The organism is Streptomyces sp. NPDC048523, assembly GCF_043199815.1.
Taxonomy (GTDB): Bacteria; Actinomycetota; Actinomycetes; order Streptomycetales; family Streptomycetaceae; genus Streptomyces.
In genome coordinates this window covers 58,156-77,946 of the sequence record NZ_JBICWQ010000008.1, presented here as the reverse complement: position 1 = coordinate 77,946, position 19,791 = coordinate 58,156, and the positions used below count along the sequence as shown (strand labels likewise).

Annotated in this window: 20 protein-coding genes and 1 pseudogene; 6 read left to right on the top strand and 15 right to left on the bottom strand. The window is 72.7% G+C overall.

The window, feature by feature from the left end:
* Nucleotides 1-6: 6 nt before the first annotated feature.
* The 5 genes and pseudogenes from ACGFWE_RS34365 to infC all read right to left on the bottom strand — a co-directional run bounded on the left by ACGFWE_RS34365 (nt 7) and on the right by infC (nt 3,607).
* The gene (locus tag ACGFWE_RS34365; RefSeq protein ID WP_393603980.1) at nt 7-1,125 is read right to left on the bottom strand and encodes an ATP-binding protein; all 1,119 of its coding nucleotides are present in this window, start codon (nt 1,123-1,125) and stop codon (nt 7-9) included.
* Between the two features lie 49 nt (nt 1,126-1,174).
* Nucleotides 1,175-2,020 carry an RNA methyltransferase gene (locus ACGFWE_RS34360; RefSeq protein WP_352390145.1) on the bottom strand — a complete coding sequence of 282 codons (846 nt, stop codon included), beginning with the start codon at nt 2,018-2,020 and terminating at the stop codon, nt 1,175-1,177.
* Nucleotides 2,021-2,115: 95 nt separating this feature from the next.
* Entirely contained in the window at nt 2,116-2,499 is a 384-nt protein-coding gene (gene rplT / locus ACGFWE_RS34355; RefSeq protein ID WP_352390078.1) for a 50S ribosomal protein L20, read from the bottom strand.
* Between the two features lie 101 nt (nt 2,500-2,600).
* Nucleotides 2,601-2,795, bottom strand: a complete 195-nt coding sequence (rpmI, locus tag ACGFWE_RS34350; protein WP_003977225.1) for a 50S ribosomal protein L35 — start codon at nt 2,793-2,795, stop codon at nt 2,601-2,603.
* A gap of 109 nt (nt 2,796-2,904) precedes the next feature.
* Nucleotides 2,905-3,607: pseudogene (gene infC, locus ACGFWE_RS34345) on the bottom strand (translation initiation factor IF-3).
* Nucleotides 3,608-3,954: 347 nt separating this feature from the next.
* Here infC and ACGFWE_RS34340 point away from each other — a divergent pair.
* Entirely contained in the window at nt 3,955-4,320 is a 366-nt protein-coding gene (locus ACGFWE_RS34340; protein WP_352390079.1) for a DUF1844 domain-containing protein, read from the top strand.
* 1 nt (nt 4,321) lies between these two features.
* Here ACGFWE_RS34340 and ACGFWE_RS34335 read toward each other — a convergent pair whose 3' ends face one another.
* Nucleotides 4,322-5,053, bottom strand: coding sequence for an SseB family protein (locus tag ACGFWE_RS34335; RefSeq protein ID WP_393603978.1), 732 nt, complete (start codon nt 5,051-5,053; stop codon nt 4,322-4,324).
* A 150-nt stretch (nt 5,054-5,203) separates the two neighbouring features.
* Between ACGFWE_RS34335 and ACGFWE_RS34330 the strand changes: the two genes are divergently transcribed.
* Entirely contained in the window at nt 5,204-6,166 is a 963-nt protein-coding gene (locus tag ACGFWE_RS34330) for a serine hydrolase (protein WP_393603976.1), read from the top strand.
* A gap of 4 nt (nt 6,167-6,170) precedes the next feature.
* Here the strand turns inward: ACGFWE_RS34330 and mycP are convergent, their stop codons facing one another.
* Together mycP and ACGFWE_RS34320 are read right to left on the bottom strand one after the other, a co-directional pair.
* Nucleotides 6,171-7,355: a type VII secretion-associated serine protease mycosin gene (gene mycP, locus ACGFWE_RS34325; protein WP_393603975.1), complete on the bottom strand. Its 1,185-nt coding sequence runs from the start codon at nt 7,353-7,355 to the stop codon at nt 6,171-6,173.
* Nucleotides 7,352-9,037 carry a hypothetical protein gene (locus tag ACGFWE_RS34320; protein ID WP_393603973.1) on the bottom strand — a complete coding sequence of 562 codons (1,686 nt, stop codon included), beginning with the start codon at nt 9,035-9,037 and terminating at the stop codon, nt 7,352-7,354. The genes mycP and ACGFWE_RS34320 overlap by 4 nt, the downstream gene beginning before the upstream one ends.
* Before the next feature lie 413 nt (nt 9,038-9,450).
* Between ACGFWE_RS34320 and ACGFWE_RS34315 the strand changes: the two genes are divergently transcribed.
* Nucleotides 9,451-10,653, top strand: a complete 1,203-nt coding sequence (locus ACGFWE_RS34315) for an amino acid deaminase/aldolase (RefSeq protein ID WP_393603971.1) — start codon at nt 9,451-9,453, stop codon at nt 10,651-10,653.
* Between the two features lies 1 nt (nt 10,654).
* On the opposite strand, the gene ACGFWE_RS34310 is transcribed toward ACGFWE_RS34315, so the two are convergent.
* From ACGFWE_RS34310 to ACGFWE_RS34295, 4 genes are read right to left on the bottom strand one after another with little or no spacing between them, the layout of a single operon-like run.
* Nucleotides 10,655-11,185 carry a DUF2510 domain-containing protein gene (locus tag ACGFWE_RS34310; protein WP_393603969.1) on the bottom strand — a complete coding sequence of 177 codons (531 nt, stop codon included), beginning with the start codon at nt 11,183-11,185 and terminating at the stop codon, nt 10,655-10,657.
* A gap of 21 nt (nt 11,186-11,206) precedes the next feature.
* Nucleotides 11,207-11,998, bottom strand: a complete 792-nt coding sequence (locus tag ACGFWE_RS34305; protein WP_393603967.1) for a 3-oxoacyl-ACP reductase — start codon at nt 11,996-11,998, stop codon at nt 11,207-11,209.
* Nucleotides 11,995-13,377: an aldehyde dehydrogenase family protein gene (locus ACGFWE_RS34300; RefSeq protein ID WP_393603965.1), complete on the bottom strand. Its 1,383-nt coding sequence runs from the start codon at nt 13,375-13,377 to the stop codon at nt 11,995-11,997. The genes ACGFWE_RS34305 and ACGFWE_RS34300 overlap by 4 nt, the downstream gene beginning before the upstream one ends.
* An 11-nt stretch (nt 13,378-13,388) precedes the next feature.
* Nucleotides 13,389-14,747, bottom strand: a complete 1,359-nt coding sequence (locus tag ACGFWE_RS34295; RefSeq protein WP_352390087.1) for a glutamine synthetase family protein — start codon at nt 14,745-14,747, stop codon at nt 13,389-13,391.
* Between the two features lie 95 nt (nt 14,748-14,842).
* Here ACGFWE_RS34295 and ACGFWE_RS34290 point away from each other — a divergent pair, with 95 nt between their 5' ends.
* Both ACGFWE_RS34290 and ACGFWE_RS34285 read left to right on the top strand, forming a co-directional pair.
* Complete coding sequence (locus ACGFWE_RS34290) at nt 14,843-15,580, top strand: FCD domain-containing protein (RefSeq protein ID WP_352390088.1); 738 nt, start codon at nt 14,843-14,845, stop codon at nt 15,578-15,580.
* A 67-nt stretch (nt 15,581-15,647) separates the two neighbouring features.
* The gene (locus tag ACGFWE_RS34285) at nt 15,648-16,337 is read left to right on the top strand and encodes a gamma-glutamyl-gamma-aminobutyrate hydrolase family protein (RefSeq protein ID WP_352390089.1); all 690 of its coding nucleotides are present in this window, start codon (nt 15,648-15,650) and stop codon (nt 16,335-16,337) included.
* 64 nt (nt 16,338-16,401) lie between these two features.
* On the opposite strand, the gene ACGFWE_RS34280 is transcribed toward ACGFWE_RS34285, so the two are convergent.
* Nucleotides 16,402-17,328 (bottom strand): LysR family transcriptional regulator, encoded by a 927-nt coding sequence (locus ACGFWE_RS34280; protein WP_352390090.1) that lies wholly within the window; start codon nt 17,326-17,328, stop codon nt 16,402-16,404.
* Between the two features lie 70 nt (nt 17,329-17,398).
* On the opposite strand from ACGFWE_RS34280, the gene ACGFWE_RS34275 reads away from it, so the two are divergent.
* Complete coding sequence (locus ACGFWE_RS34275; protein WP_393603962.1) at nt 17,399-18,523, top strand: TDT family transporter; 1,125 nt, start codon at nt 17,399-17,401, stop codon at nt 18,521-18,523.
* Here ACGFWE_RS34275 and ACGFWE_RS34270 read toward each other — a convergent pair.
* Both ACGFWE_RS34270 and ACGFWE_RS34265 read right to left on the bottom strand, forming a co-directional pair.
* Nucleotides 18,435-19,151: a helical backbone metal receptor gene (locus tag ACGFWE_RS34270; RefSeq protein ID WP_393603960.1), complete on the bottom strand. Its 717-nt coding sequence runs from the start codon at nt 19,149-19,151 to the stop codon at nt 18,435-18,437. The genes ACGFWE_RS34275 and ACGFWE_RS34270 overlap by 89 nt on opposite strands.
* Nucleotides 19,148-19,717, bottom strand: coding sequence for a helix-turn-helix domain-containing protein (locus ACGFWE_RS34265; protein WP_393603958.1), 570 nt, complete (start codon nt 19,715-19,717; stop codon nt 19,148-19,150). Before ACGFWE_RS34265 ends, ACGFWE_RS34270 begins: the two co-directional genes overlap by 4 nt.
* Nucleotides 19,718-19,791 lie beyond the last annotated feature (74 nt).

The window sequence follows — 19,791 nt, the reverse complement described above, 5'->3', positions numbered from 1 at the left end:
GGGCACTCAGCTCAGATAGGCCGGAGCGCTCACGGGCAACGTAAATCGGAACTCGGCGCCGCCCTGGGGGCCGCGGCCGACCGTGATGGTGCCGCCGTGGGCCTCGACGATGCCCTTGACGATGTAGAGCCCGAGGCCGGTGCCACCGCGCTTGCTGCCCCGCCAGAAGCGGGTGAAGACGCGGTTCATGGACTCCTCCGGGATGCCGGGACCCTCGTCGCTCACCGTGACCGACGTGCCGGTGTCCTCCCCTTCGCGGGGGGACGCCGTGGGCGTGATGTCAATCGTGACGGTTCCCTCGCCGTGCCGCACCGCATTTTCCAGCAGGTTGCTGAGCACCTGGTCGATCTTGTCGGGGTCGGCCCACAGAGCGGGCAGCGGCTGCTCCAGGCGCAGCAGGAACCGGTCGGCGGCGAGACCGGCGGCGACGTAGGCCTGGATGTGGCGTCCGACGGCGGCGCCGATGTCGACGGGCTGGCGGCGCACCTCCAGCCGCCCGGAGTCGATCCTCGAGATGTCGAGCAGCTCGGCGATGAGGCGGGTGACCCGGTCGGCGTCCGCGTCGACGGTCTCCAGCATCAGGCGCTTCTGGTCGTCGGTGAACCTCTCCCACTTGGCGAGGAGGGTCGCGGTGAAGCCCTTGACGGAGGTGAGCGGGGACCTGAGTTCATGGGCCACGGTGGCGATCAGCTCGGCGTGGCTGCGTTCGGTGCGGCGGCGGGCCTCGGTGTCCCGCAGGGCGACGACGACACGGTGGACGGGTCCGGTGGGCTCGCCGCGCACGTACTGCGCGGAGACGAGGACCTCACGGCCGCCCGGCAGCAGCAGGTTGCGCTCGGGCTGTCGCCTGCGGATGGCGAGCCCGCCGTAGGGATCGGTCAGCTGCCACCAGCGCCGCCCCTCCAGGTCCTCTAATGGCAGGGCCTTCTCCAGCCGCTGTCCGAGGGCGTCCTCGGCGGGCAGGGCGGTGATCCGGGCCGCGGCGGCGTTGAAGCAGATCACGCGGCCGTGCTCGTCCGCGACGACGAGGCCGTCGGGCAGCTGGTCGGGATCGATGCCGAGCTCGGCGAGTCCACCGGCACAGGCCTCGGACACGCCGTGCGCGCTCCTCGTGCCGACACTCATCCCCGCACCCCACCTCTCAGGCGTCTGAGGGGCCCCCGAGCTGGTCACCCTACTGGTTCTCGGTGACGGAGCGGCACCCTCCGGAGGCGCGCTGTGCACGGGCTGACGCGTAGAGACATACGGCGGCCGCAGTGGCGAGGTTCAGACTCTCGGCCTTCCCGTGGATCGGGACGCGCACCACGGCGTCCGCCAGTGCGCGGGTCTCCTCGGGGAGCCCCCAGGCCTCGTTGCCGAACACCCAGGCGGTCGGCCCGCCCATGGTGCCCTGGTCGAGCTCGGCGTCGAGGTCGTCGGTGCCGGCCCCGTCGGCGGCGAGGATCCGCACTCCGGCCCGCCTGAGCCCTTCGACGGCGTCCTCCACGGGCACGCCGACGGCGACGGGCAGGTGGAACAGGGAGCCCACGGAGGCCCGTACGGCCTTGGGGTTGTAGAGATCGACGGACGCGTCGGTCAGGACGACGGCCTCGGCACCGGCGGCGTCGGCGCACCGCAGGACGGTGCCGGCGTTCCCGGGGTCGCGCACGTTCGCGAGCACGGCGACGAGCTTGGGGCGCGCGGCGAGGATCTCCTCGAAGGGGGTGTCGAGGAACCCGCAGATTCCGACGAGCCCCTGCGGGGTGACGGTGGTGGAGATGTCGGCGACGACATCCTCGGAAGCGAGGTGCACACGGGCCCCGACGGCCCGGGCCGCTCCGATGATGTCGGCGTACCGCTCCGCGGCCTCGACGGTGGCGAACAGCTCGACCAGCCCGTGCCCGGCGGCCTCCCGCACGGCCTGCGGCCCCTCGGCCAGGAACAGCCGCTCCTTCCCCCGGAAGTTCCGCTTGGCGAGCCGCCGGGCGGCGGAGACGCGGGGGGAACGGGGGGAGATCAGCTCGGGGGTGCCGGGGGGCATGCTCTTCACCTTCGGGAGTGTCCGGGAAACAGTGGACCCGCAGGCTTCACAGCCTGCGGGTCCACACAGTCACGTCGGCCGAGGCCGGCGCGGCGTCACGCAGCCTTGGGGGCGTTCACGTCCGCCGGCAGCGCCTTCTGGGCGGCCTCGACGAGCGCCGCGAAGGCGGTCGCGTCGTTGACGGCCAGCTCGGCCAGGATCTTGCGGTCGACCTCGATGTTCGCCGCGTTCAGGCCCTGGATGAAGCGGTTGTACGTGATGCCGTTGGCGCGGGCAGCGGCGTTGATGCGCTGGATCCACAGCCGCCGGAAGTCACCCTTGCGCTTCTTGCGGTCGTTGTAGTTGTAGACCAGCGAGTGGGTGACCTGCTCCTTGGCCTTGCGGTACAGGCGCGAACGCTGACCGCGGTAGCCGGAGGCCGCCTCGAGGATCGCCCGGCGCTTCTTGTGGGCGTTGACTGCCCGCTTGACGCGTGCCACTTGTTAACTCCTTGTAGCGGGGCCGTGGTTGGACTCACACGGCCCGGTATCGATGGGGTCCCGGTCCAGACGTACGGCGCTCAGTGAGGGCGCCGCGTACGTCACTTGCCGAGAAGCTTCTTGATCTTCGCGGCGTCGCCCGGGGCCATCTCGGCGTTGCCGGTGAGGCGACGCGTCACGCGGGACGACTTGTGCTCGAGCAGGTGGCGCTTGCCGGCGCGCTCACGGAGCACCTTGCCGGAGCCGGTGATCTTGAAGCGCTTGCTGGCACCGCTGTGCGACTTGTTCTTCGGCATAGCGCCGTTATCTCCTCGTCGGTGGCGCTCCGGTGCCCGGTCCTGAAACCGGGCACTGTGAGCGTCGCTCTTGTATCGGTGGTGTCCTGGGGACTCGCGTCCCCGGGGGTCACGCCTCGGCGGAAGCCTCTGCCGGGGCCTCGACCTCGACCTCGGTCCCGTCCTCGGCCTCGGCGTGGTCGTCCTCGGCGGCGTTCTGCGACTTGCCGGGGTTGGCCTTCGCGTCTGCCTTGCGGGCTTCCTGCGCCTGGCGGGCCTCGGCCATCGCCTCGGTCTTCTTCTTGTGCGGACCGAGAACCATGATCATGTTTCGGCCGTCCTGCTTCGGGTTCGACTCGACGAACCCGAGGTCGGCCACGTCCTCCGCGAGACGCTGCAGCAGTCGGTAGCCCAGCTCGGGCCGGGACTGCTCGCGACCACGGAACATGATCGTGATCTTGACCTTGTCGCCCTGCTTGAGGAACCGGACGACGTGACCCTTCTTGGTGTCATAGTCGTGCGGGTCGATCTTCGGCCGGAGCTTCATCTCCTTGATGACCGTGTGCGCCTGGTTCTTGCGCGCCTCACGGGCCTTCATGGCCGACTCGTACTTGAACTTCCCGTAGTCCATGAGCTTGCACACAGGCGGACGGGCGGTAGCCGCCACCTCGACCAGGTCCAGGTCGTACTCCTGCGCAAGCTCCAGTGCCTTGGCCAGGGGGACGATGCCCACCTGCTCGCCACTGGGACCGACAAGTCGCACCTCTGGAACGCGAATCCGGTCGTTGATGCGGGGCTCGGCGCTGATGGATCCTCCTCGGTTAGCACCACACGGCGGTCTGGCGGACAGCCGCGTATGTCTCTTTTAGACTGACCTAACCGCGCCGAAGCACAAAAAATGCCCCGGACGATCACAGACGGGGCTCCAAAACACTGCCGGAGCACCGCCGCGATGACGCGGGGCGCGCTTTCGGGCGATTCCATCGTCCGTACGGAACGATGGTGACCGCCTGACCGGGGTGACCCGCCGCCCCTGGGGGCGGTCAGGTGGGAGATCGGAGCCTCCACTTGTGGGCCGGTCACACTTACACACAGGTGTGTCCGGCCGGTCGTCACACAAGGTTAGCAGCAACCCGGGGGTGGTGCGAACCGGCGTGCACCGGGCCCTATCGTGTGGGACATGAGTGACACCCCTCCCCCGTCCGCCGGGGCCCCCGACTTCGACGACATGACCCGCGACATCGCCGAGGTCCCCGCCGTCGAGGTGATCGTGACGGTCGCGGTCAACCTGATGAGCGCCGCCGCCGTGAAGCTCGGCCTGACGGAGGAGGGCGACAAGTACAAGGACCTGGACGAGGCCCGCAAGCTGATCCACGCCCTCGCCGGCCTGCTGGACGGGAGCGCGACGGAGATCAGCTCCTTCCACGCGGCTCCGCTCCGGGACGGCCTGAAGTCCCTCCAGCTCGCCTTCCGCGAGGCGTCCCTGGTCCCGGACGAGCCGGGCCAGGGCCCCGGTGAGAAGTACACCGGGCCGATCTACGGCTAGCTCATCCCCGTACGTACAAGGGCTCGCCCGGAGGCGTGGCCCCGGCCGGCAGCAGTGCCAGGTCGAGGCCCCGCACCAGGCGGGCCCTCAGTGTCTCGTCGGCGGCGAGGCGCTCGGCGACGGCCCGCGCGGCGTCCGCCGGCGACGCGGTGGGCTCCAGCACGAGGGCCAGGGTGCCGTCGGCCTGCCCCGGCCCGAGGTGGGCGCGGAGCACGGCGGGCTCGGCGGCCACGGCGTTCCGTACGGCCCCGACGACGGCCGGGTCGGCCAGCGGGTCGGCGCTCGCCCGGCCCTCGGCGAGCGCGAGCAGCGCGGGGCCGGTCAGCTCGAAGGGCACCGGACCGGCGAGGTCCAGGACGACCGTGTCCGCCTTCTCGTGCGCGGCGGCCTGCAGCGCCTGGTGCAGGGGTACGGCGACGGGGCGGGCCTCGGGGTCCCAGCGGGCGAGGGAGTCGGTGGAGGTGAAGGCGGGCAGAGCGGTCCGGGATCCGGCCTTCAGCGTCGGCACGGCCATGTCGCTGGTCTTCTCGCGGCGCAGCCCGTTCTCATCCTCCTCGACCTCGCCGAGCACGGCCACCACGGGGACGAGCAGCCGGGCGCCCTTGAGGGCCTCCAGGACGGGGTCCACGGCGGCACGGTCCTCGGCCCAGGCCGCGAGCGCCGCGCTCAGCCGGGGATCGGCGGAGCCGTCGTCGTCGGAGAAGCCGGGGTCGGGAATGTTCTTGTTCGCCACGGTCACCGACCCTATAGGGGGCTTGCTGCTGCGGTTGTGCGGGCCCGGAAACCCGCCCGTGACGGCTTTCACGGGTTTTTCAGAGTTCGCTGACACAGCTCTAACGTCCGTCTAACGGCCCGCACAGTCGGCGGCCCGAGCATCGGCGGCATGGAGTCCTCCAGAGCCGCCCGACGCCGCGCCCGCAGGTTCCCCCGACGGCCTTTGATGTACACCGCGCTCGCCTGCGTCGCCGTCGTCGGCGTCACGGCCGGCGGGACCGTGTACGTGAAGGCGCAGGCGCACTCCGGAGCGGGCGTCGTATCGTCGGCGGCGACGCCGTCGGCCCTGCCCTCGCCGGCGACCACGACCACGACTCAGGAGGCGGCCGTGGCGGAGCCGGTGGTGGATCTCGACGAGCGGCTGGCCGACGCCATGAAGTCGGTGAGCGTGACGGGCGAGCAGCGGGTCTCGGCGGCGGTGCTCGACCTTGAGTCGGGCGACAGCGCGGTCCACGGCGCCGGCGCCTTCGACACGGCGAGCATCGTGAAGGTCGACATCCTGGCGGCACTGCTGCTCCGGCACCAGGAGGCGGGTACGCGGCTGAGCACGCAGGAGAAGGCGTACGCCACGAAGATGATCCAGAACAGCGACAACGCCTCGGCGTCCGCCCTGTGGGACATCATCGGGAAGGCCCCGGGGCTCGACGCCGCCAACGAGAAGTTCGGGCTGACCGGTACGCGGGGCGGCGACGGGGCGCTGTGGGGGCTGACCCGGACGACGGCGGCCGACCAACTCGCCCTGCTCCAGCAGGTCTTCGGGGACGACTCGGAACTGAGCGAGGCCTCGCGGTCGTATCTGCGGGAGCTGATGGGGCAGATAGCGGCCGACCAGCGGTGGGGCGTGTCGGCGGCGGCCGACGGGTCCGGGTGGGCGCTGAAGAACGGGTGGCTGCCGCGCAGTACGACCGGGCTGTGGGACATCAACAGCATCGGCCGGGTGACGGTGGACGGCCACGCCTTTCTGGTGGCCGTGCTGTCGGACGGCAACACCACGCAGGCGAAGGGGATTTCGCTGGTGGAGGCGGCGGCGAAGGCGGCGGTGTCGGTGTTCACGGGTGCGGCGGTGCGCTGAGGGTTCAGAAGCCCTCGTAGGACCGGCGGGGGCCGCGGCGGCCGCGCCACAGGACCACCGCCGTGAACAGCAGGGCCACGCCCAGGCCGCCCGCCAGCGGAGCCGCCCAACTGACCGTGTCGTCCTGCGACTCGGCGGTGTCCGGGCCCTGGCCGAAGTACTTCTCGCCGTAGGCGGCCGGCTCCAGGCGCTCCGGCTTCAGGCGGGCCGCCGCCTCGAGCGCTGCCGCGGGGTCGACGAAGCCGAAGCCGCGGGAGTCGTCGCGGCCGCCGGCGGGGGCGTTGCGGGCCGTGTCCTCCAGGAGGCGCTTGATCTGCGCGGGCGTCAGCCCGGGGTGGGCGGCCTTGACGAGGGCGACCGCGCCCGAGACGAACGCGGAGGCGGCGCTGGTCCCCCAGCCCTCGTAGTACTTGTGGTCGGGGTCGGCGATGACCACGTCGTCGCCGGGGGCCGCGACCGTGGCGTACCAGCGGCGGGTGGAGAAGGAGGCGCGGGTGCCGAACTTGTCGACGGCGGTGGCGGCGATGACGCCCGGGTAGGCGGCCGGGTAGGAGATGTGGTCGCCCTTCTCGCCGCCGTTGCCCGCAGAGGCGACGACGACGGCACCCTTCCTGAGCGCGTACTGGACGGCGTCGTCCTCGCCGGCCTCGGGGTGCGCCGAGGCGGAGTCGTCGCCCAGGGAGAGGTTGATGACGTCGGCGCCGTGGTCGGCGGCCCAGCGGATGCCCTCGGCGAGGGCGTTGCCGCGGGTGTTGCGGGCCCTGGCGCGGGCCGGGTCGCGGTCCTCCAGGATCACGCGGACGGGGAGGATCCTGGCCTCGGGGGCGATGCCCATGACCCCGTCGCCGTTGCCGACGCCGTGTCCGTGACCGGCGATGATGCCGGCCATGGCGGTGCCGTGCCGGGCCCAGGCGCGCTGTCCCCGCACGGCCCCGAAGCCGATCATGTCCTTGCCGGTGAGGACGTTGCCGACGAGGTCGGGATGGTCGTTCTCGACGCCCGTGTCCAGGACGGCGACGGTGACCCCGGCGCCCTTGGTGGTCTGCCAGGCCTGCTGGGTGTGCATGGCGTCCAGGGCCCACTGCTTGGCGCGGATGCCGTCGGCGTGCGCGGCGGTGGGCGGGACGAGGGCGACGGCGGCGGCGAGCAGCACGCTCAGGAGACCCGCCCTGCGGGTGGTGACGCTCATGAGGGCTGCTCCGAGGGCGAGGTGACGGTCTTGCGCAGGGCGCGTTCGACACGGTCGGCCAGGCCCTGGGCCTCGTTGCCGAGGCCGGACTGGGCGGCGGGGGTGGTGTCGCCGGACTCCATGGCCTGCTCGGCGGGCTCGGGGGCGTCGACCGTACGGCCGTCCGCCCAGCCGGAGACGGCGTAGGCGACGACGGGGGCGTCGGTGAGGACGGAGATCGTCCAGGAAGCCCGCTGCCGGGCCCCGAAGTCGGCCGCGAGAGTGTTCTTCGCGGCGTACGGGAGAGGCATCAGGTCGGTGCGGGTCTCCAGGCCCTCTTTGGTGAAGCGGGTGTCGAGGGCGCGCATGGCGGCGGCGTCGGCGTCGGTGAAGAGGAGACCGACGGTGGTGACGTAGCTCTGGGTGGCGTCCGCGTAGGTGGCGCGCAGGAGGCGTTCGCAGCCGACGGGGGCGAGGGCCTTGCGCAGCAGGGGGTCGAAGGCGTCCTGGCAGCCGCTGTCGGGGGCGACGGCGATCCGCGTCCAGGTGCGGTCGGCTCCGCCGGGCCCGGCGCCCTGGCCGTCCACGGTCATCGGGAACAGCTGGTCGACGGGCACGCTGTGCCACAGTTCGCCGGCCGCGGCGAAGGTGTCGCCCGAACCCTCGTCCCCGGCGTCCCCGGTCAGCCAACTCCCGGTCACGGCACCGCCGATGAGCCCGAGTCCGAGCACGACGCACGCGGCCACGGCGGCGATCCGGGGAGGGATCCGCACCCCCCACGACCGCTCCTTGTAACCGACCTCGGGCTCTCCGAACGACACAACGGGCCGTCCGTTGCCGGGAGTTCCGTCATGCGGGGGCAGGGCGGCGCTCCAGGACAGAGCGGGGTCGGGGGTGAGTGCGGTGGGAGCCGGACGGGCGTCGGGCTTGGCCGGTACGGCGGTCGGGTGCGCCCGGGGCGCGGACGCCGTGGGAACGGGCCGCATCCGGAAGGTCGTCTCCGAGGCGGTCTCGGCGGGGGCGCGGGCAGGACGCGGCGGCACGGACGGCTGAGACCTCGGCCGGGGCGGCGCGGACGCGGTGCCGGAGTCCGTCGGGCGTGACTGGGGCCTGGCGGCGGGCGGCATCGGGCCGGGGGCGGCCGTGCGCGCGTCGGCGTCGGTGCCGGACCTGGACGGCGGCACGGTCCTGTCACCGCTGCCTGCGCGCGGTTCACGGTGACCGGAGGCCGGTGGGGTGTCGGGGAAGCGGGCCGAGGCCGGAGGCGGGGGCGGGATGCTGCCGGGGTAAGGGGCTCCCGAGTTCGCGGGCTCCGGGCGCCGGGTGTCCTGGGCGCCGGACGCGGACCGCGCGTTCGCTTCGGGGCCCGAGCCGGTGCGGGACTGCGCCGGTTCGGTGCCGGAGCTGTCCGCGGGCGCCGAGGGGGCGTCCCCATCGGCCCTACGGCCGTCCGACGTGGCGTGCGCCGCGCCGGGGGTCGGCGTCGGCGCCGGACCGGTGCCGTGCGTCGTGCGTATCGGTGGCCGACCCGCGGCGGTCGCGCGAGGTGCCGTAGGGCCGACGTCCTGTGTGTCGGACGGTGTGCGGGTGGCTGTCTCTCCCGAGCTCTGCCAGTCGAAGCCGCCGAACGTCGGCCGAGACGGTGTTCCGGTGCCCCGGCGAACCCGTTCGCCGAAGGCCTGCCAGTCGGAGTCGTCGTTCATCCGTCCGCCCGGCTCCACAATCTCTCGTTCGACCGAATGTCCCGGCTCCTCGGACCCGCCCTCGCCCACCGTCGGCGGCTGGGCCGGCCTCGGTGGGGTGGTCGGGCGTGGAGGAATGGAGGCGCGGCGTGCTTCCGTGCTCATGCACCCCCCGTTTCCTCATGTCCGGGCCGTTCGGTCGTGCGCGGGCCCGCGTCGGAGTCGTCGGTGTGGAAGACAGCCGTCCGGGCACACATACCCGCACGGAAGGGCCGGCATCCCGGCGCGGCGGCGACGGGGGCGAACAGCCCTGCGTGCGTGCGCGTCACTCTACGGGTTGTTCCTGGGCGAACGGGAACCAGTCCAGCAGGTCGGGGGCATCTGCCCGGAACGTCCCCCTACCCTGCGGTAATCCTGTCTGGCAGTCTTCGTCCATGACTGCGCGCGCCGCCGACCGGGCCCGTTACGACCGGGCCACAGCCCATCTGGACGCCCCCCTCGCCATCGTGGACCTGGACGCCTTCGACGCCAACGCGGACGATCTCGTCCGCCGGGCGGCGGGGAAACCCGTCCGCGTCGCCAGCAAGTCCGTCCGGTGCCGGGCACTGCTCGAACGCGTCCTGGCGAAGGACGGATTCGCGGGCATCATGTCGTTCACCCTCGCCGAGTCCCTGTGGCTGGCCCGGAGCGGATTCGACGACATCCTGCTCGCCTACCCCTCCGCCGACAGTGCCGGATACGCCGAACTCGCCGCCGATCCCAAGCTCGCGGCCGCCGTGACCGTGATGGTCGACGACCCCGCGCAACTCGCCTTCATCGACGGCGCCCGCGCGGGCGGCACCGAAGCCATCCGGGTCTGCCTGGAGTTGGACACCTCGCTGAAGCTGCTCGGCGGCAAGGTCCGGGTCGGTGCCCGGCGTTCACCCCTGCACTCCCCCGCCCAGGTCGCCGACATGGCCCGCGCGGTGGCTCGGCGCCCCGGGTTCGAGGTCGTGGGGATCATGGCCTACGAGGGACACATCGCCGGGGTCGGGGACTCCGTCGCCGGACGGCCGTTGCGTTCCCGGGCCGTCCGTCTCATGCAGGCCACGGCCCGCAAGGAGCTCGCCGAGCGCCGTGCCGCCGTGGTGCGCGCGGTGCGGGCCGTCGTACCGGACCTGGAGTTCGTCAACGGCGGCGGCACGGGCAGTGTGCAGCACACCGCAGCCGAGGACGCGGTCACGGAGATCGGTGCCGGTTCGGGGCTGTACGTGCCGAGGCTGTTCGACAACTACACGTCCTTCAGCGGGCGTCCGGCCGCGCTGTTCGCCATGCCCGTCGTGCGCAGGCCGGGGGTCGGCGTGGTGACCGTCCTCGGCGGCGGCTATCCGGCCTCCGGCGCGCCAGGACCCGACCGGCTGCCGGTGCCGTATCTGCCGGAAGGCCTGAAGTACGACCCGCAGGAGGGGCCCGGCGAGGTGCAGACCCCGCTGCTCGGCGCCCCCGCCGACGACCTGCTGCTCGGCGACAAGGTGTGGTTCCGGCACGCCAAGGCCGGTGAGCTGTGCGAGCGGTTCGAGAAGCTGCATCTGATCGAGGGGGACGCGGTGACGGCGACCGTCCCGACGTACCGCGGGGAAGGCCACACGTTCCTCTAGGTCAACGGCGTACGGACCGGATCCCGTGGGTGATCCGGTCCAGGCCGGGGGCGGGTGTGAGGGCCAGCGACTGGACGTAACCGTTCCTGTGGACTGAGCGGGAGCGAGTCCGTTCAGCCGCGCGCCCCGAACGGTCTTGGGCGAGCTGGTCCCCGGCGTACTCGACCCCGGGGCGGCGACACGATCGAGCTAATGCGGCCTTGTGTGCACTCCCTGGTGAGCAGCACCCACCCCCGGATCCCCGGGCCGTCTTCACCCACCAGCGCATCACGACGTCGTCCCAGGTTCGTCGACCAGGCGGGACGGGGCCGCGGAGGCCGTGGTGGGCGACGGGCTCGTGACGGTCGGTGCCGTGTCCGCCACCACGTCGTCGCCCCGGCCCCGGGCGAGGGCGAAGGCCCCGCCGACGATCGCGGCGGGCCGGGGCCCCGGGGACGCGCCGGTGGTCCGTCCAGGCGGTCCCGTCCCACCAGCGCTCCAGCTGCGGAGCGTCGGGGTCCGGGTACCAGCCGGGCGGGAGCGTCCTGCTCATGCGGGCACTGCAGGACGAGACCTACAGCGGTGTGACGTACGCCCCCGAGATCCCGCCGTCCACGAGGAAGTCGCTGGCGTTGACGAAGGAGGAGTCGTCGCTGGCCAGGAAGGCGACGGCGGCGGCGATCTCCTCGGCCTCGGCGAACCGGCCGACCGGAATGTGCACGAGCCGGCGCGCGGCCCGCTCGGGGTCCTTGGCGAACAGCTCCTGGAGCAGCGGGGTGTTGACCGGGCCCGGGCAGAGGGCGTTCACGCGGATGCCCTCCCGCGCGAACTCCACGCCCAGTTCACGGGACATGGCGAGCACACCGCCCTTTGAGGCGGTGTAGGAGATCTGGGACGTGGCCGCGCCCATCCGCGCCACGAAGGACGCCGTGTTGATGATGGACCCCTTGCCCTGCCGCCGCATGTAGGGGATGGCGGCCTTGCAGCACAGGTAGACGGAGGTCAGGTTGACCTCCTGGACGCGCTTCCAGGCCTCCAGGCCGGTCTCCAGGATGGAGTCGTCGTCCGGCGGTGAGATCCCCGCGTTGTTGAAGGCGACGTCGACGCTGCCGTAGGTGTCGTACGCCGTCCTGAACAGGGCCTCGACCTGGTCCGGGTCGGTGACGTCGACCTTGACGAAGAGCCCGCCGACCTCGTCCGCCGCGGCCTTGCCGCGGGGCTCGTCGACGTCGGCGCAGACGACATGGGCGCCCTCGGAGGCGAGCCGGCGGGCGGTGGCGAGACCGATGCCGCTGCCGGCTCCGGTGATGACGGCCGTACGGCCGACGAGACGGCGACACACGATCTGCTCGGTCGAAGAGGTCACTGGGCGGGGCCTTCCGTGCTGATGAAGACGTTCTTGGTTTCGGTGAAGGCGGTCAGGGCGTCCGGGCCGAGTTCGCGGCCGAGTCCGGACTGCTTGTAGCCGCCGAAGGGGGTCCAGTAGCGGACGCTGGAGTGGGAGTTGACGGACAGGTTGCCCGCCTTGACGGCCCGGGAGACGCGCAGGGCGCGGCCGATGTCGCGGGTCCACAGGGAGCCGGAGAGGCCGTACGGGGTGTCGTTGGCGAGCCGGATCGCGTCGTCCTCGTCGGTGAAGGGCAGCAGGACGGCGACCGGGCCGAAGATCTCCTCGCGGGCGGCCTCGGAGTCGGGCGCCTCACCGGTTAGGACGGTCGGCGCGAACCAGAAACCGGGCCCGTCGGGGGCGCTGCCCCGCAGACCGGGCGCGTCGCTCGGCACCAACGCCCGTACGCGGTCCAGTTGCCGACGGGAGATCAGCGGGCCCATCTGGGTCTTCTCGTCGGCGGGGTCGCCCACGACCACGGCGTTCAACGCGTCGGCGAGCAGTTCGCGGACCTCGTCGTAGACCGAATCCTGGACCAGGATCCTGGTGCGGGCGCAGCAGTCCTGGCCGGAGTTGTCGAGGAAGGAGAAGGGGTCGACGGCCGTCTTCAGGTCCGCGTCCGCGAAGACGATGTTGGGGCTCTTGCCGCCGAGTTCGAGGGTGACCGGCTTGACCTGGCGGGCGCAGCGCTCCATGACGTCACGGCCGGTGCGGGTGGAGCCGGTGAAGACGATCTTCGCGACGCCGGGGTGTTCGACGAGGGCGGTACCGGCGACCGGCCCGTGGCCCGGCAGCACCTGGAACAGGCCCTCCGGCAGCCCCGCCTCCAGGGCGAGTTCGGCGAGCCGCAGGGCGGTGAGCGGGGTGGTCTCGGCGGGCTTGAGGACAACGGCGTTGCCGGCCGCGAGCGCGGGTGCCGTGCCCCAGGCGGCGATCGGCATGGGGAAGTTCCAGGGCGCGATGACGCCGACCACGCCGAGGGGTTCGAGGAGGGTGACGTCGAGGCCGCCGGGGACCGGGATCTGGCGGCCGTTCAGCCGTTCCACCCCGCCTGCCGCATAGGCGAGCAGGTCACGGACGTTGCCGGCCTCCCAGCGGGCGTTGCCGAGGAGGTGACCGGCCTCGCGGACCTCCAGCCGGGCCAGTTCCTCCACGTGCCGGTCGACGACGTCGGCGAAGCGGCGCAGCAGCCGGGCCCGGTCGGCGGGGGCGAGGGCGGCCCAGCGGACCTGCGCCTTCGCCGCGCGGGCGACCGCCGCGTCCACGTCGGCCGCGGTGGCGGCGGGGACGGTGGCGACGACCTCCTCGGTGGCCGGGTTGAGGACGGTCAGATCGTGCTCGTAGGACGACGGGGACAACGAAGTACCTCTCACAGACGTTCGAAGGAGCGGCGCAGCTCCCAGTCGGTGACCGCCGCGTCGAAGGCTTCGAGTTCGACGCGGGCCATGTTGCGGTAGTGCGCGACGACCTCGTCGCCGAAGGCGGCCCGGGCGATCGGGCTGTTCTCCCAGAGCTCGGCGGCCTCGCGCAGGGTGGTCGGGACGTGGGCGTACTCGGCGGTGTAGGCGTTGCCGGTGCAGACCTCCGGCAGCTCCAGCTTCTGCTCGATGCCGTACAGCCCCGCCGCGACCAGTCCGGCGACCGCGAGGTACGGGTTGACGTCCCCGCCGGGGAGCCGGTTCTCGAAGCGCAGGGAGCGGCCGTGGCCGACGACCCTGAGGGAGCAGGTGCGGTTGTCGTGGCCCCAGGCGACGGCCGTGGGGGCGAAGGAGCCCGGCTGGAACCGCTTGTAGGAGTTGATGTTGGGGGCGTAGAGGAGTGAGAAGTCTCTGAGGGCCGCGAGCTGCCCCGCGAGGAAGTACCGCATCACGTCCGACATGCCGTCCGGGCCGGCCATGGCGTTGTCGCCCGCGGCGTCGGCGAGTGAGAGATGGATGTGACAGGAGTTGCCCTCGCGCTCGTTGTACTTGGCCATGAAGGTGAGCGACACGCCCTCCTGGGCGGCGATCTCCTTGGCGCCGGTCTTGTAGACGGCGTGCTGGTCGCAGGTGGTCAGGGCCTCGTCGTAGCGGAAGGCGATCTCGTGCTGGCCGGGGTTGCACTCGCCCTTGGCGGACTCGACGGTGAGCCCGGCGGCGGCCATCTCGTTGCGGATGCGGCGCAGCAGCGGCTCGATCCGTCCGGTGCCGAGCACCGAGTAGTCGATGTTGTACTGGTTGGCGGGGGTGAGCCCTCGGTAGTTCGCGTCCCAGGCCTGCTCGTAGGTGTCCTTGAAGACGATGAACTCCAGCTCGGTGCCGACCTGGGCGGTGTAGCCGAGTTCGGCGAGCCGCTCCAGCTGGCGGCGCAGGATCTGGCGGGGCGCGGCGACGACCGGGGAGCCGTCCTCCCAGGCGAGGTCGGCGATCAGCAGGGCCGTACCGGCGTTCCAGGGCACGCGCCGCAGGGTGCCGAGGTCGGGGCGCATGGCGAAGTCGCCGTAGCCGCGGTCCCAGGACGACATCGCGTAGCCGTCGACGGTGTTCATCTCGGTGTCGACGGCGAGGAGGTAGTTGCAGCCCTCGGTGCCGTGGTGGAGTACCTCGTCGAGGAAGAAGCGGGCGGCGAACCGCTTGCCCTGGAGCCGGCCCTGCATGTCGGGGAAGGCCAGGACGACGGTGTCGATCTCACCGCCCGCGACGAGGGTGTGCAGCTCCTCGACGCTGAGCGGGGGTGTGCGGTCTGCCACGGGAGAGCTCCTTCGGCTGCTGCGCGTTTTTCCGACCGGGCCGGGAGCCATAAGGTATTGCTCTGAACCATTGCTTGGGAAGGGGGCTCGGCCATATGTCGGTGGATGCTGACGGCGGCCCGGACGACCGGTTGACTCCGGTGCTGCGGCCGGTCAGGGCGGGCAACGGCTTCGAGGAGGCGCTGGAGCAGATCCTGCAGGTGGTGCGGCTCGGGCTGGTGCCGGGGGGCGGGCGGCTGCCGGCCGAGCGGGAGCTCGCGGAGCGGCTCGGGATCAGCCGGGTGACGCTGCGCGAGGTGCTGAAGGTGCTCCAGGACCAGGGGCTGGTGGAGTCGCGGCGGGGCCGGTACGGGGGCACGTTCGTGCTGCCCCGCGCCCGGGCCGCGGTCGGCGAGGAGGAGCTGCGGCGCCGGATCGCCGAGGTGGACATCGAGGACGTGCTGCGTTTCCGGGAGGTCCTGGAGGTGGGCGCGGCGGGCCTGTGCGCGGCGCACGGCCTCACCGACGAGCAGGCGCAGCGGCTGCGCGAGGCGCTGGCGGCCACGCAGGAGGCGCCGCTGGCGGACTACCGGCGCCTGGACACCCTGCTGCACCTGACCCTCGCGGAACTGTGCGGCTCGCCCACGCTGACCGCGCAGTACGCCGCGGTACGGGCCTCGGTGAACGACCTCCTGGACTGCATCCCGCTGCTGGTGCGCAACCTGGAGCACTCCCAGCGGCAGCACGCGGCGCTGGTCGAGGCGGTGCTGGACGGGGACGCCGACGGGGCGCGGGAGATGATGCGGGAGCACTGCGGGGGGACGGCGGCGCTGCTGCGGGGATTTCTGGCGTGACCTTGCCGCCGGTGACCTCCGGGGGCAAAGGTATGACCGTGCGCCATTGCAAGCCTGGGAGGGCCGAGTGACCGTACGACCGCTGATCGGCGTCAGCACCTATCTGGAGGCCGGGGCGCGCTGGGGCGTCTGGGAGCTGGAGGCGGTGCTGCTGCCGGCGGGGTATCCGCGGCTGGTGCAGCGGGCGGGCGGTCTGGCCGCGATGCTCCCGCCGGACGCCCCGGAGCACGCGGCGGCGACGGTGGCCCGCCTGGACGGCCTGGTGATCGCGGGCGGCCCGGACGTGGAGCCGGTCCACTACGGCGCCACCCCCGATCCCCGCACCGGCCCACCCGCCCGCGCCCGCGACACCTGGGAACTGGCCCTGATCCGGGCGGCGTTGGCGGCCCGCGTTCCCCTGCTGGGGATCTGCCGGGGCATGCAACTGCTGAACGTCGCCCTGGGCGGCACCCTCACCCAGCACATCGACGGCCACGCGGAGGTCCCGGGCGTCTTCGGCAGGCACCCGGTCAAGCCGGTACCGGGCACGGTCTACGGCGACCTCGCCCCGGAGGAGACCTCCGTGCCGACCTACCACCATCAGGCGGTGGACCGCCTCGGAAGGGGCCTGCTGGTGTCGGCGCAGGCGTCGGACGGCACGGTGGAGGCGGTCGAACTGCCCGGCCCGCACTGGGTGCTGGGCGTCCAGTGGCATCCGGAGATGGGCGAGGACCTGCGGGTGATGCGGGGTCTGGTCTCGGCGGCCGGGCGGGCCTAGGACCCGCCCGGCGATCGCACGCACCGAACGCCGCTGCGTCTTCTGCGGACCCCTCAGAAGGACCCTAGGCCCGCGTCAGCGACAGCAGGTCCCTCGCCGGGCCCACCGGGCGGTGGCCCGTGGGCCACACCGCCCGCAGGTCGCGGGCCAGCGACACCCCGTCCACCGGCACCCGTACCAGTCGGCGCATCGACAGCTCCTCGCCCACGGCCAGTTCGCTCAGGACCGCCGGACCCGCCCCGCTCACCACCGCCGCCTTCACCGCCGTGGTGGACGAGAGCTCGATCAGCGGGCGGGCCAGGCCGCCCAGAGCCGCGTCCAGGACCTGACGGGTGCCCGAGCCCTTCTCCCGGAGGATCAGCGGTGTCGCGGCCAGTTCGGCGGCCTCCAGGGGACGTCGGCGGCGGGCCCAGACGTGCCCCGGGGCCGTCACCACGATCAGGTGGTCGTGGGCTATCACCACCGAGTCGAGGCCGGAGGGGACGGTCAGGCCCTCCACGAAGCCGAGATCCGCCTCGCCCGACAGCAGCCGCTCCGCCACCGTCGCCGAGTTCCCCGCGTGCAGCGACACCGCCGTGTCCGGGCGCCCCGCGCGCAGGGCGAGGAGCCACCCCGGCAGCAGGTACTCCGCGATCGTCATGCTCGCCGCCACCCGCAGCCGGGAGTCACGGCGGACCCGCAGTGCCTGCGCCCCGGCGTCGAAGGCCTCGGCCGCCTCCACGATCCGCCGCGCCCAGTCGGTCACCAGCGCCCCGGCGTCCGTGAGCCGGGAGCCCCGGGGCGAGCGGTCGACCAGGGCCACCCCCAACTGCCGTTCCATGGAGCGGATCCGGCTGCTCGCCGCCGGCTGGGTGATCCCCACCTCCCGCGCCGCCCCGCCGAGACTCCCGAGCCGCGCCACGGCCAGCAGCAGCTCCAGCGCCCCGAGGTCCGGTACCCGGTGCGCCAGCATCCCGCCCAATGCCGGCCGAACCTCTTCCTCACCGCTCATAAGACCAGCTTATGCCCTCATAGAGCCGTACTCCCTGGTCGCGGCCCTTTCCCGGCGGCACCGTGGAGCCATGGTCACCGCCGTCCGTCACCTCGGGCCGAACTGGTACGCCTGCGTCATGGGCACCGCGATCGTCGCCACCGCCGGCACCGCGCTCCCCGTGCACCTCCCCGGCCTGCGCACGATCTGCGCCGCCGTCTGGCTCCTGTCCCTCGCCCTGCTGCTCGCCCTCCTCGGCGCCCGGGCCCTGCACTGGCGTCACCACGCCGACCAGGCCCGCGCCCACCTCCGCGACCCCGCCATGGCCCCCTTCTACGGCTGCCTCGCCATGGCCCTGCTGGCCGTCGGCGGCGGTGCCCTCACCGCCGGCCGGTACTGGATCGGGACGACGGCCGCGGTCGCTCTCGACGCCGTGCTGTTCACCGCCGGTACGGCCGTGGGTCTGGCCGCCGCGATCGTCGTGCCGTACCTCATGGCCGTACGGCAGCGGGCCGAGCCGGGGCAGGCCACGCCCGTGTGGCTGCTGCCCCTCGTCGCGCCCATGGTGTCCGCCGCCCTCGGGCCGCTCCTCGTGCCGTATCTCCCCGCCGGTCAGCCGCGCGAGACCCTTCTCCTCGCCTGCTTCGCGATGTTCGGGCTCAGCCTTCTCGCCACCTCGCTGATGCTGCCGCTCGTCTTCGCCCGGATCGTCACCGGCGGCCCGCTCCCCCTCGCCCTCACCCCGGCCCTCTTCCTGGTCCTCGGCCCGCTCGGCCAGTCCACCACGGCCGTCGGCAAGTTCGCGGACGTGGCCCCCGGCGTCCTGCCGACCCCCTACAGCCAGGGCTTCGGCGTCCTAGCGGTCCTCTACGGCGTTCCCGTCATGGGGTTCGCCCTGCTGTGGCTGGGGCTCGCCACCGCGCATGTGGTCCGCGCCCGTCGGCTCGGGATGCGGTTCTCGATGACCTGGTGGGCGTTCACCTTCCCGGTCGGCACCTGCGTCACGGGCGCCGAGGCACTGGCCCGGCACACGGGGCTCGTCGTCTACGACTGGCTCGCCACCGGCCTCTACGCCGCTCTCGTCGCCGCCTGGACCACGGCCGCCGGGCACACCGCGCGCGGCCTGGTCAGCGGAGCGCTGCTCGCAGGGCCTCGCCCAGTGCCCGTGGTGCTTCGGCCAGCGACGGCCCATACCACGTCAGGTGGCGTCCGCTGACGAGGGCGCAGGGCAGACCGGGGAAGGCCTCCGGGCCGTCGTCTGCGGTGAAGCGGTACGGCTCGTCGGGCAGGACCACCACGTCCGGGGCCGCCGCCCGCAGCTCTTCCAGCGGGATCCGCGGATAGCGGTCGGCGTCACCGGCGTACACATGGTCCACACCGAGCCGGGACAGTACATCGCCCGCGAACGTGTCCCGGCCCAGCACCATCCACGGCCGCCGCCAGATCGGCACGACCGCCGTCGTACGGCGCGCCGGGGGCCGGAGCGCCGACCAGGCGTCCTCGGCCTCGTCCAGCCAGCGCGGTCGTACGGCGCCGCAGGCCTCGACGACCCGGGCCAGTTCGCGGAAGGCCTGCGGGACGTCCCGGACCTCGGTGACCAGGACCTCCAGACCCGCCTCGCGCAGGGCTCGGAGATCCGGCTCGCGGTTCTCCTCCTCGTTGGCGATCACCAGGTCGGGGGCGAGGGCGACGATCCGGTCGAGCTTCGGGTTCTTGGTGCCGCCGATGCGCGGGACGTCGAGATCGGCGGGGTGGGTGCACCAGTCGGTGGCGCCGACCAGGGCGCCGGGGGCCGAGCGGGCGATCGCCTCGGTCAGCGAGGGGACCAGGGAGACGACTCTCACTGCCGGGGCCGGTCCCAGGCCGCCTCGACGTGCTCGGCCACGGCGACGACAAGCACGCGAGTGTCCGCCACGGTCGCCCGCCAGCGGTGCCTCACGCCGCCGGTCAGGTACAGGGTGTCGCCGCGGCCCAGCCGGTACGCGCGCCCCTCGGCCTCGACGTCCACCCCGCCGTCGGCGACGTACAGCAACTGGTCGTTGCGGTACTGGAATTCACGGCCCGCGTCATGGTCGCCGGTGAACTCCTGAGCGTGCATCTGGTGGTGACCGCGCACCAGGGAGCGCATCCGCGGTTCACCGTCCGGCTCCGGGTCCTCGGCGTGGACGACGTCGACGCTGCACGCCGGGTCGGCGGCGGCGAGGAGTTCCACGGCCGTGGTGCGCAGGGCGTCGGCGACCTTCTCCAGGGAGCTGCGGCTGGGGCGGGCGCGTTCGTTCTCGATCTGGCTCAGGAAGGGGACCGAGAGGCCGCTGCGCTCGGCGACGACGGCGAGGGTGAGCTCCAGCGCGCGGCGCCTGCGGCGCACGGCCGCGCCGACCCGAAGGGGCTGTTCTTTGTGGTCGCCCATGGCTCCGGCTCCCTCCTCCGCTCGTCGGTCCTGTGACACGTCCCCTGATGAGTTGTCTGCACCCTACGCATGTT

Coding starts and splice junctions, on each gene's coding strand:
- ACGFWE_RS34365 (WP_393603980.1), bottom strand. CDS start 1,125: ATGAGTGTCGGCACGAGGAGCGCGCACGGCGTGTCCGAGGCCTGTGCC.
- ACGFWE_RS34360 (WP_352390145.1), bottom strand. CDS start 2,020: ATGCCCCCCGGCACCCCCGAGCTGATCTCCCCCCGTTCCCCCCGCGTC.
- rpmI (WP_003977225.1), bottom strand. CDS start 2,795: ATGCCGAAGAACAAGTCGCACAGCGGTGCCAGCAAGCGCTTCAAGATC.
- ACGFWE_RS34340 (WP_352390079.1), top strand. CDS start 3,955: ATGAGTGACACCCCTCCCCCGTCCGCCGGGGCCCCCGACTTCGACGAC.
- ACGFWE_RS34330 (WP_393603976.1), top strand. CDS start 5,204: ATGGAGTCCTCCAGAGCCGCCCGACGCCGCGCCCGCAGGTTCCCCCGA.
- mycP (WP_393603975.1), bottom strand. CDS start 7,355: ATGAGCGTCACCACCCGCAGGGCGGGTCTCCTGAGCGTGCTGCTCGCC.
- ACGFWE_RS34320 (WP_393603973.1), bottom strand. CDS start 9,037: ATGAACGACGACTCCGACTGGCAGGCCTTCGGCGAACGGGTTCGCCGG.
- ACGFWE_RS34315 (WP_393603971.1), top strand. CDS start 9,451: ATGACTGCGCGCGCCGCCGACCGGGCCCGTTACGACCGGGCCACAGCC.
- ACGFWE_RS34310 (WP_393603969.1), bottom strand. CDS start 11,185: ATGAGCAGGACGCTCCCGCCCGGCTGGTACCCGGACCCCGACGCTCCG.
- ACGFWE_RS34290 (WP_352390088.1), top strand. CDS start 14,843: ATGTCGGTGGATGCTGACGGCGGCCCGGACGACCGGTTGACTCCGGTG.
- ACGFWE_RS34280 (WP_352390090.1), bottom strand. CDS start 17,328: ATGAGCGGTGAGGAAGAGGTTCGGCCGGCATTGGGCGGGATGCTGGCG.
- ACGFWE_RS34275 (WP_393603962.1), top strand. CDS start 17,399: ATGGTCACCGCCGTCCGTCACCTCGGGCCGAACTGGTACGCCTGCGTC.
- ACGFWE_RS34265 (WP_393603958.1), bottom strand. CDS start 19,717: ATGGGCGACCACAAAGAACAGCCCCTTCGGGTCGGCGCGGCCGTGCGC.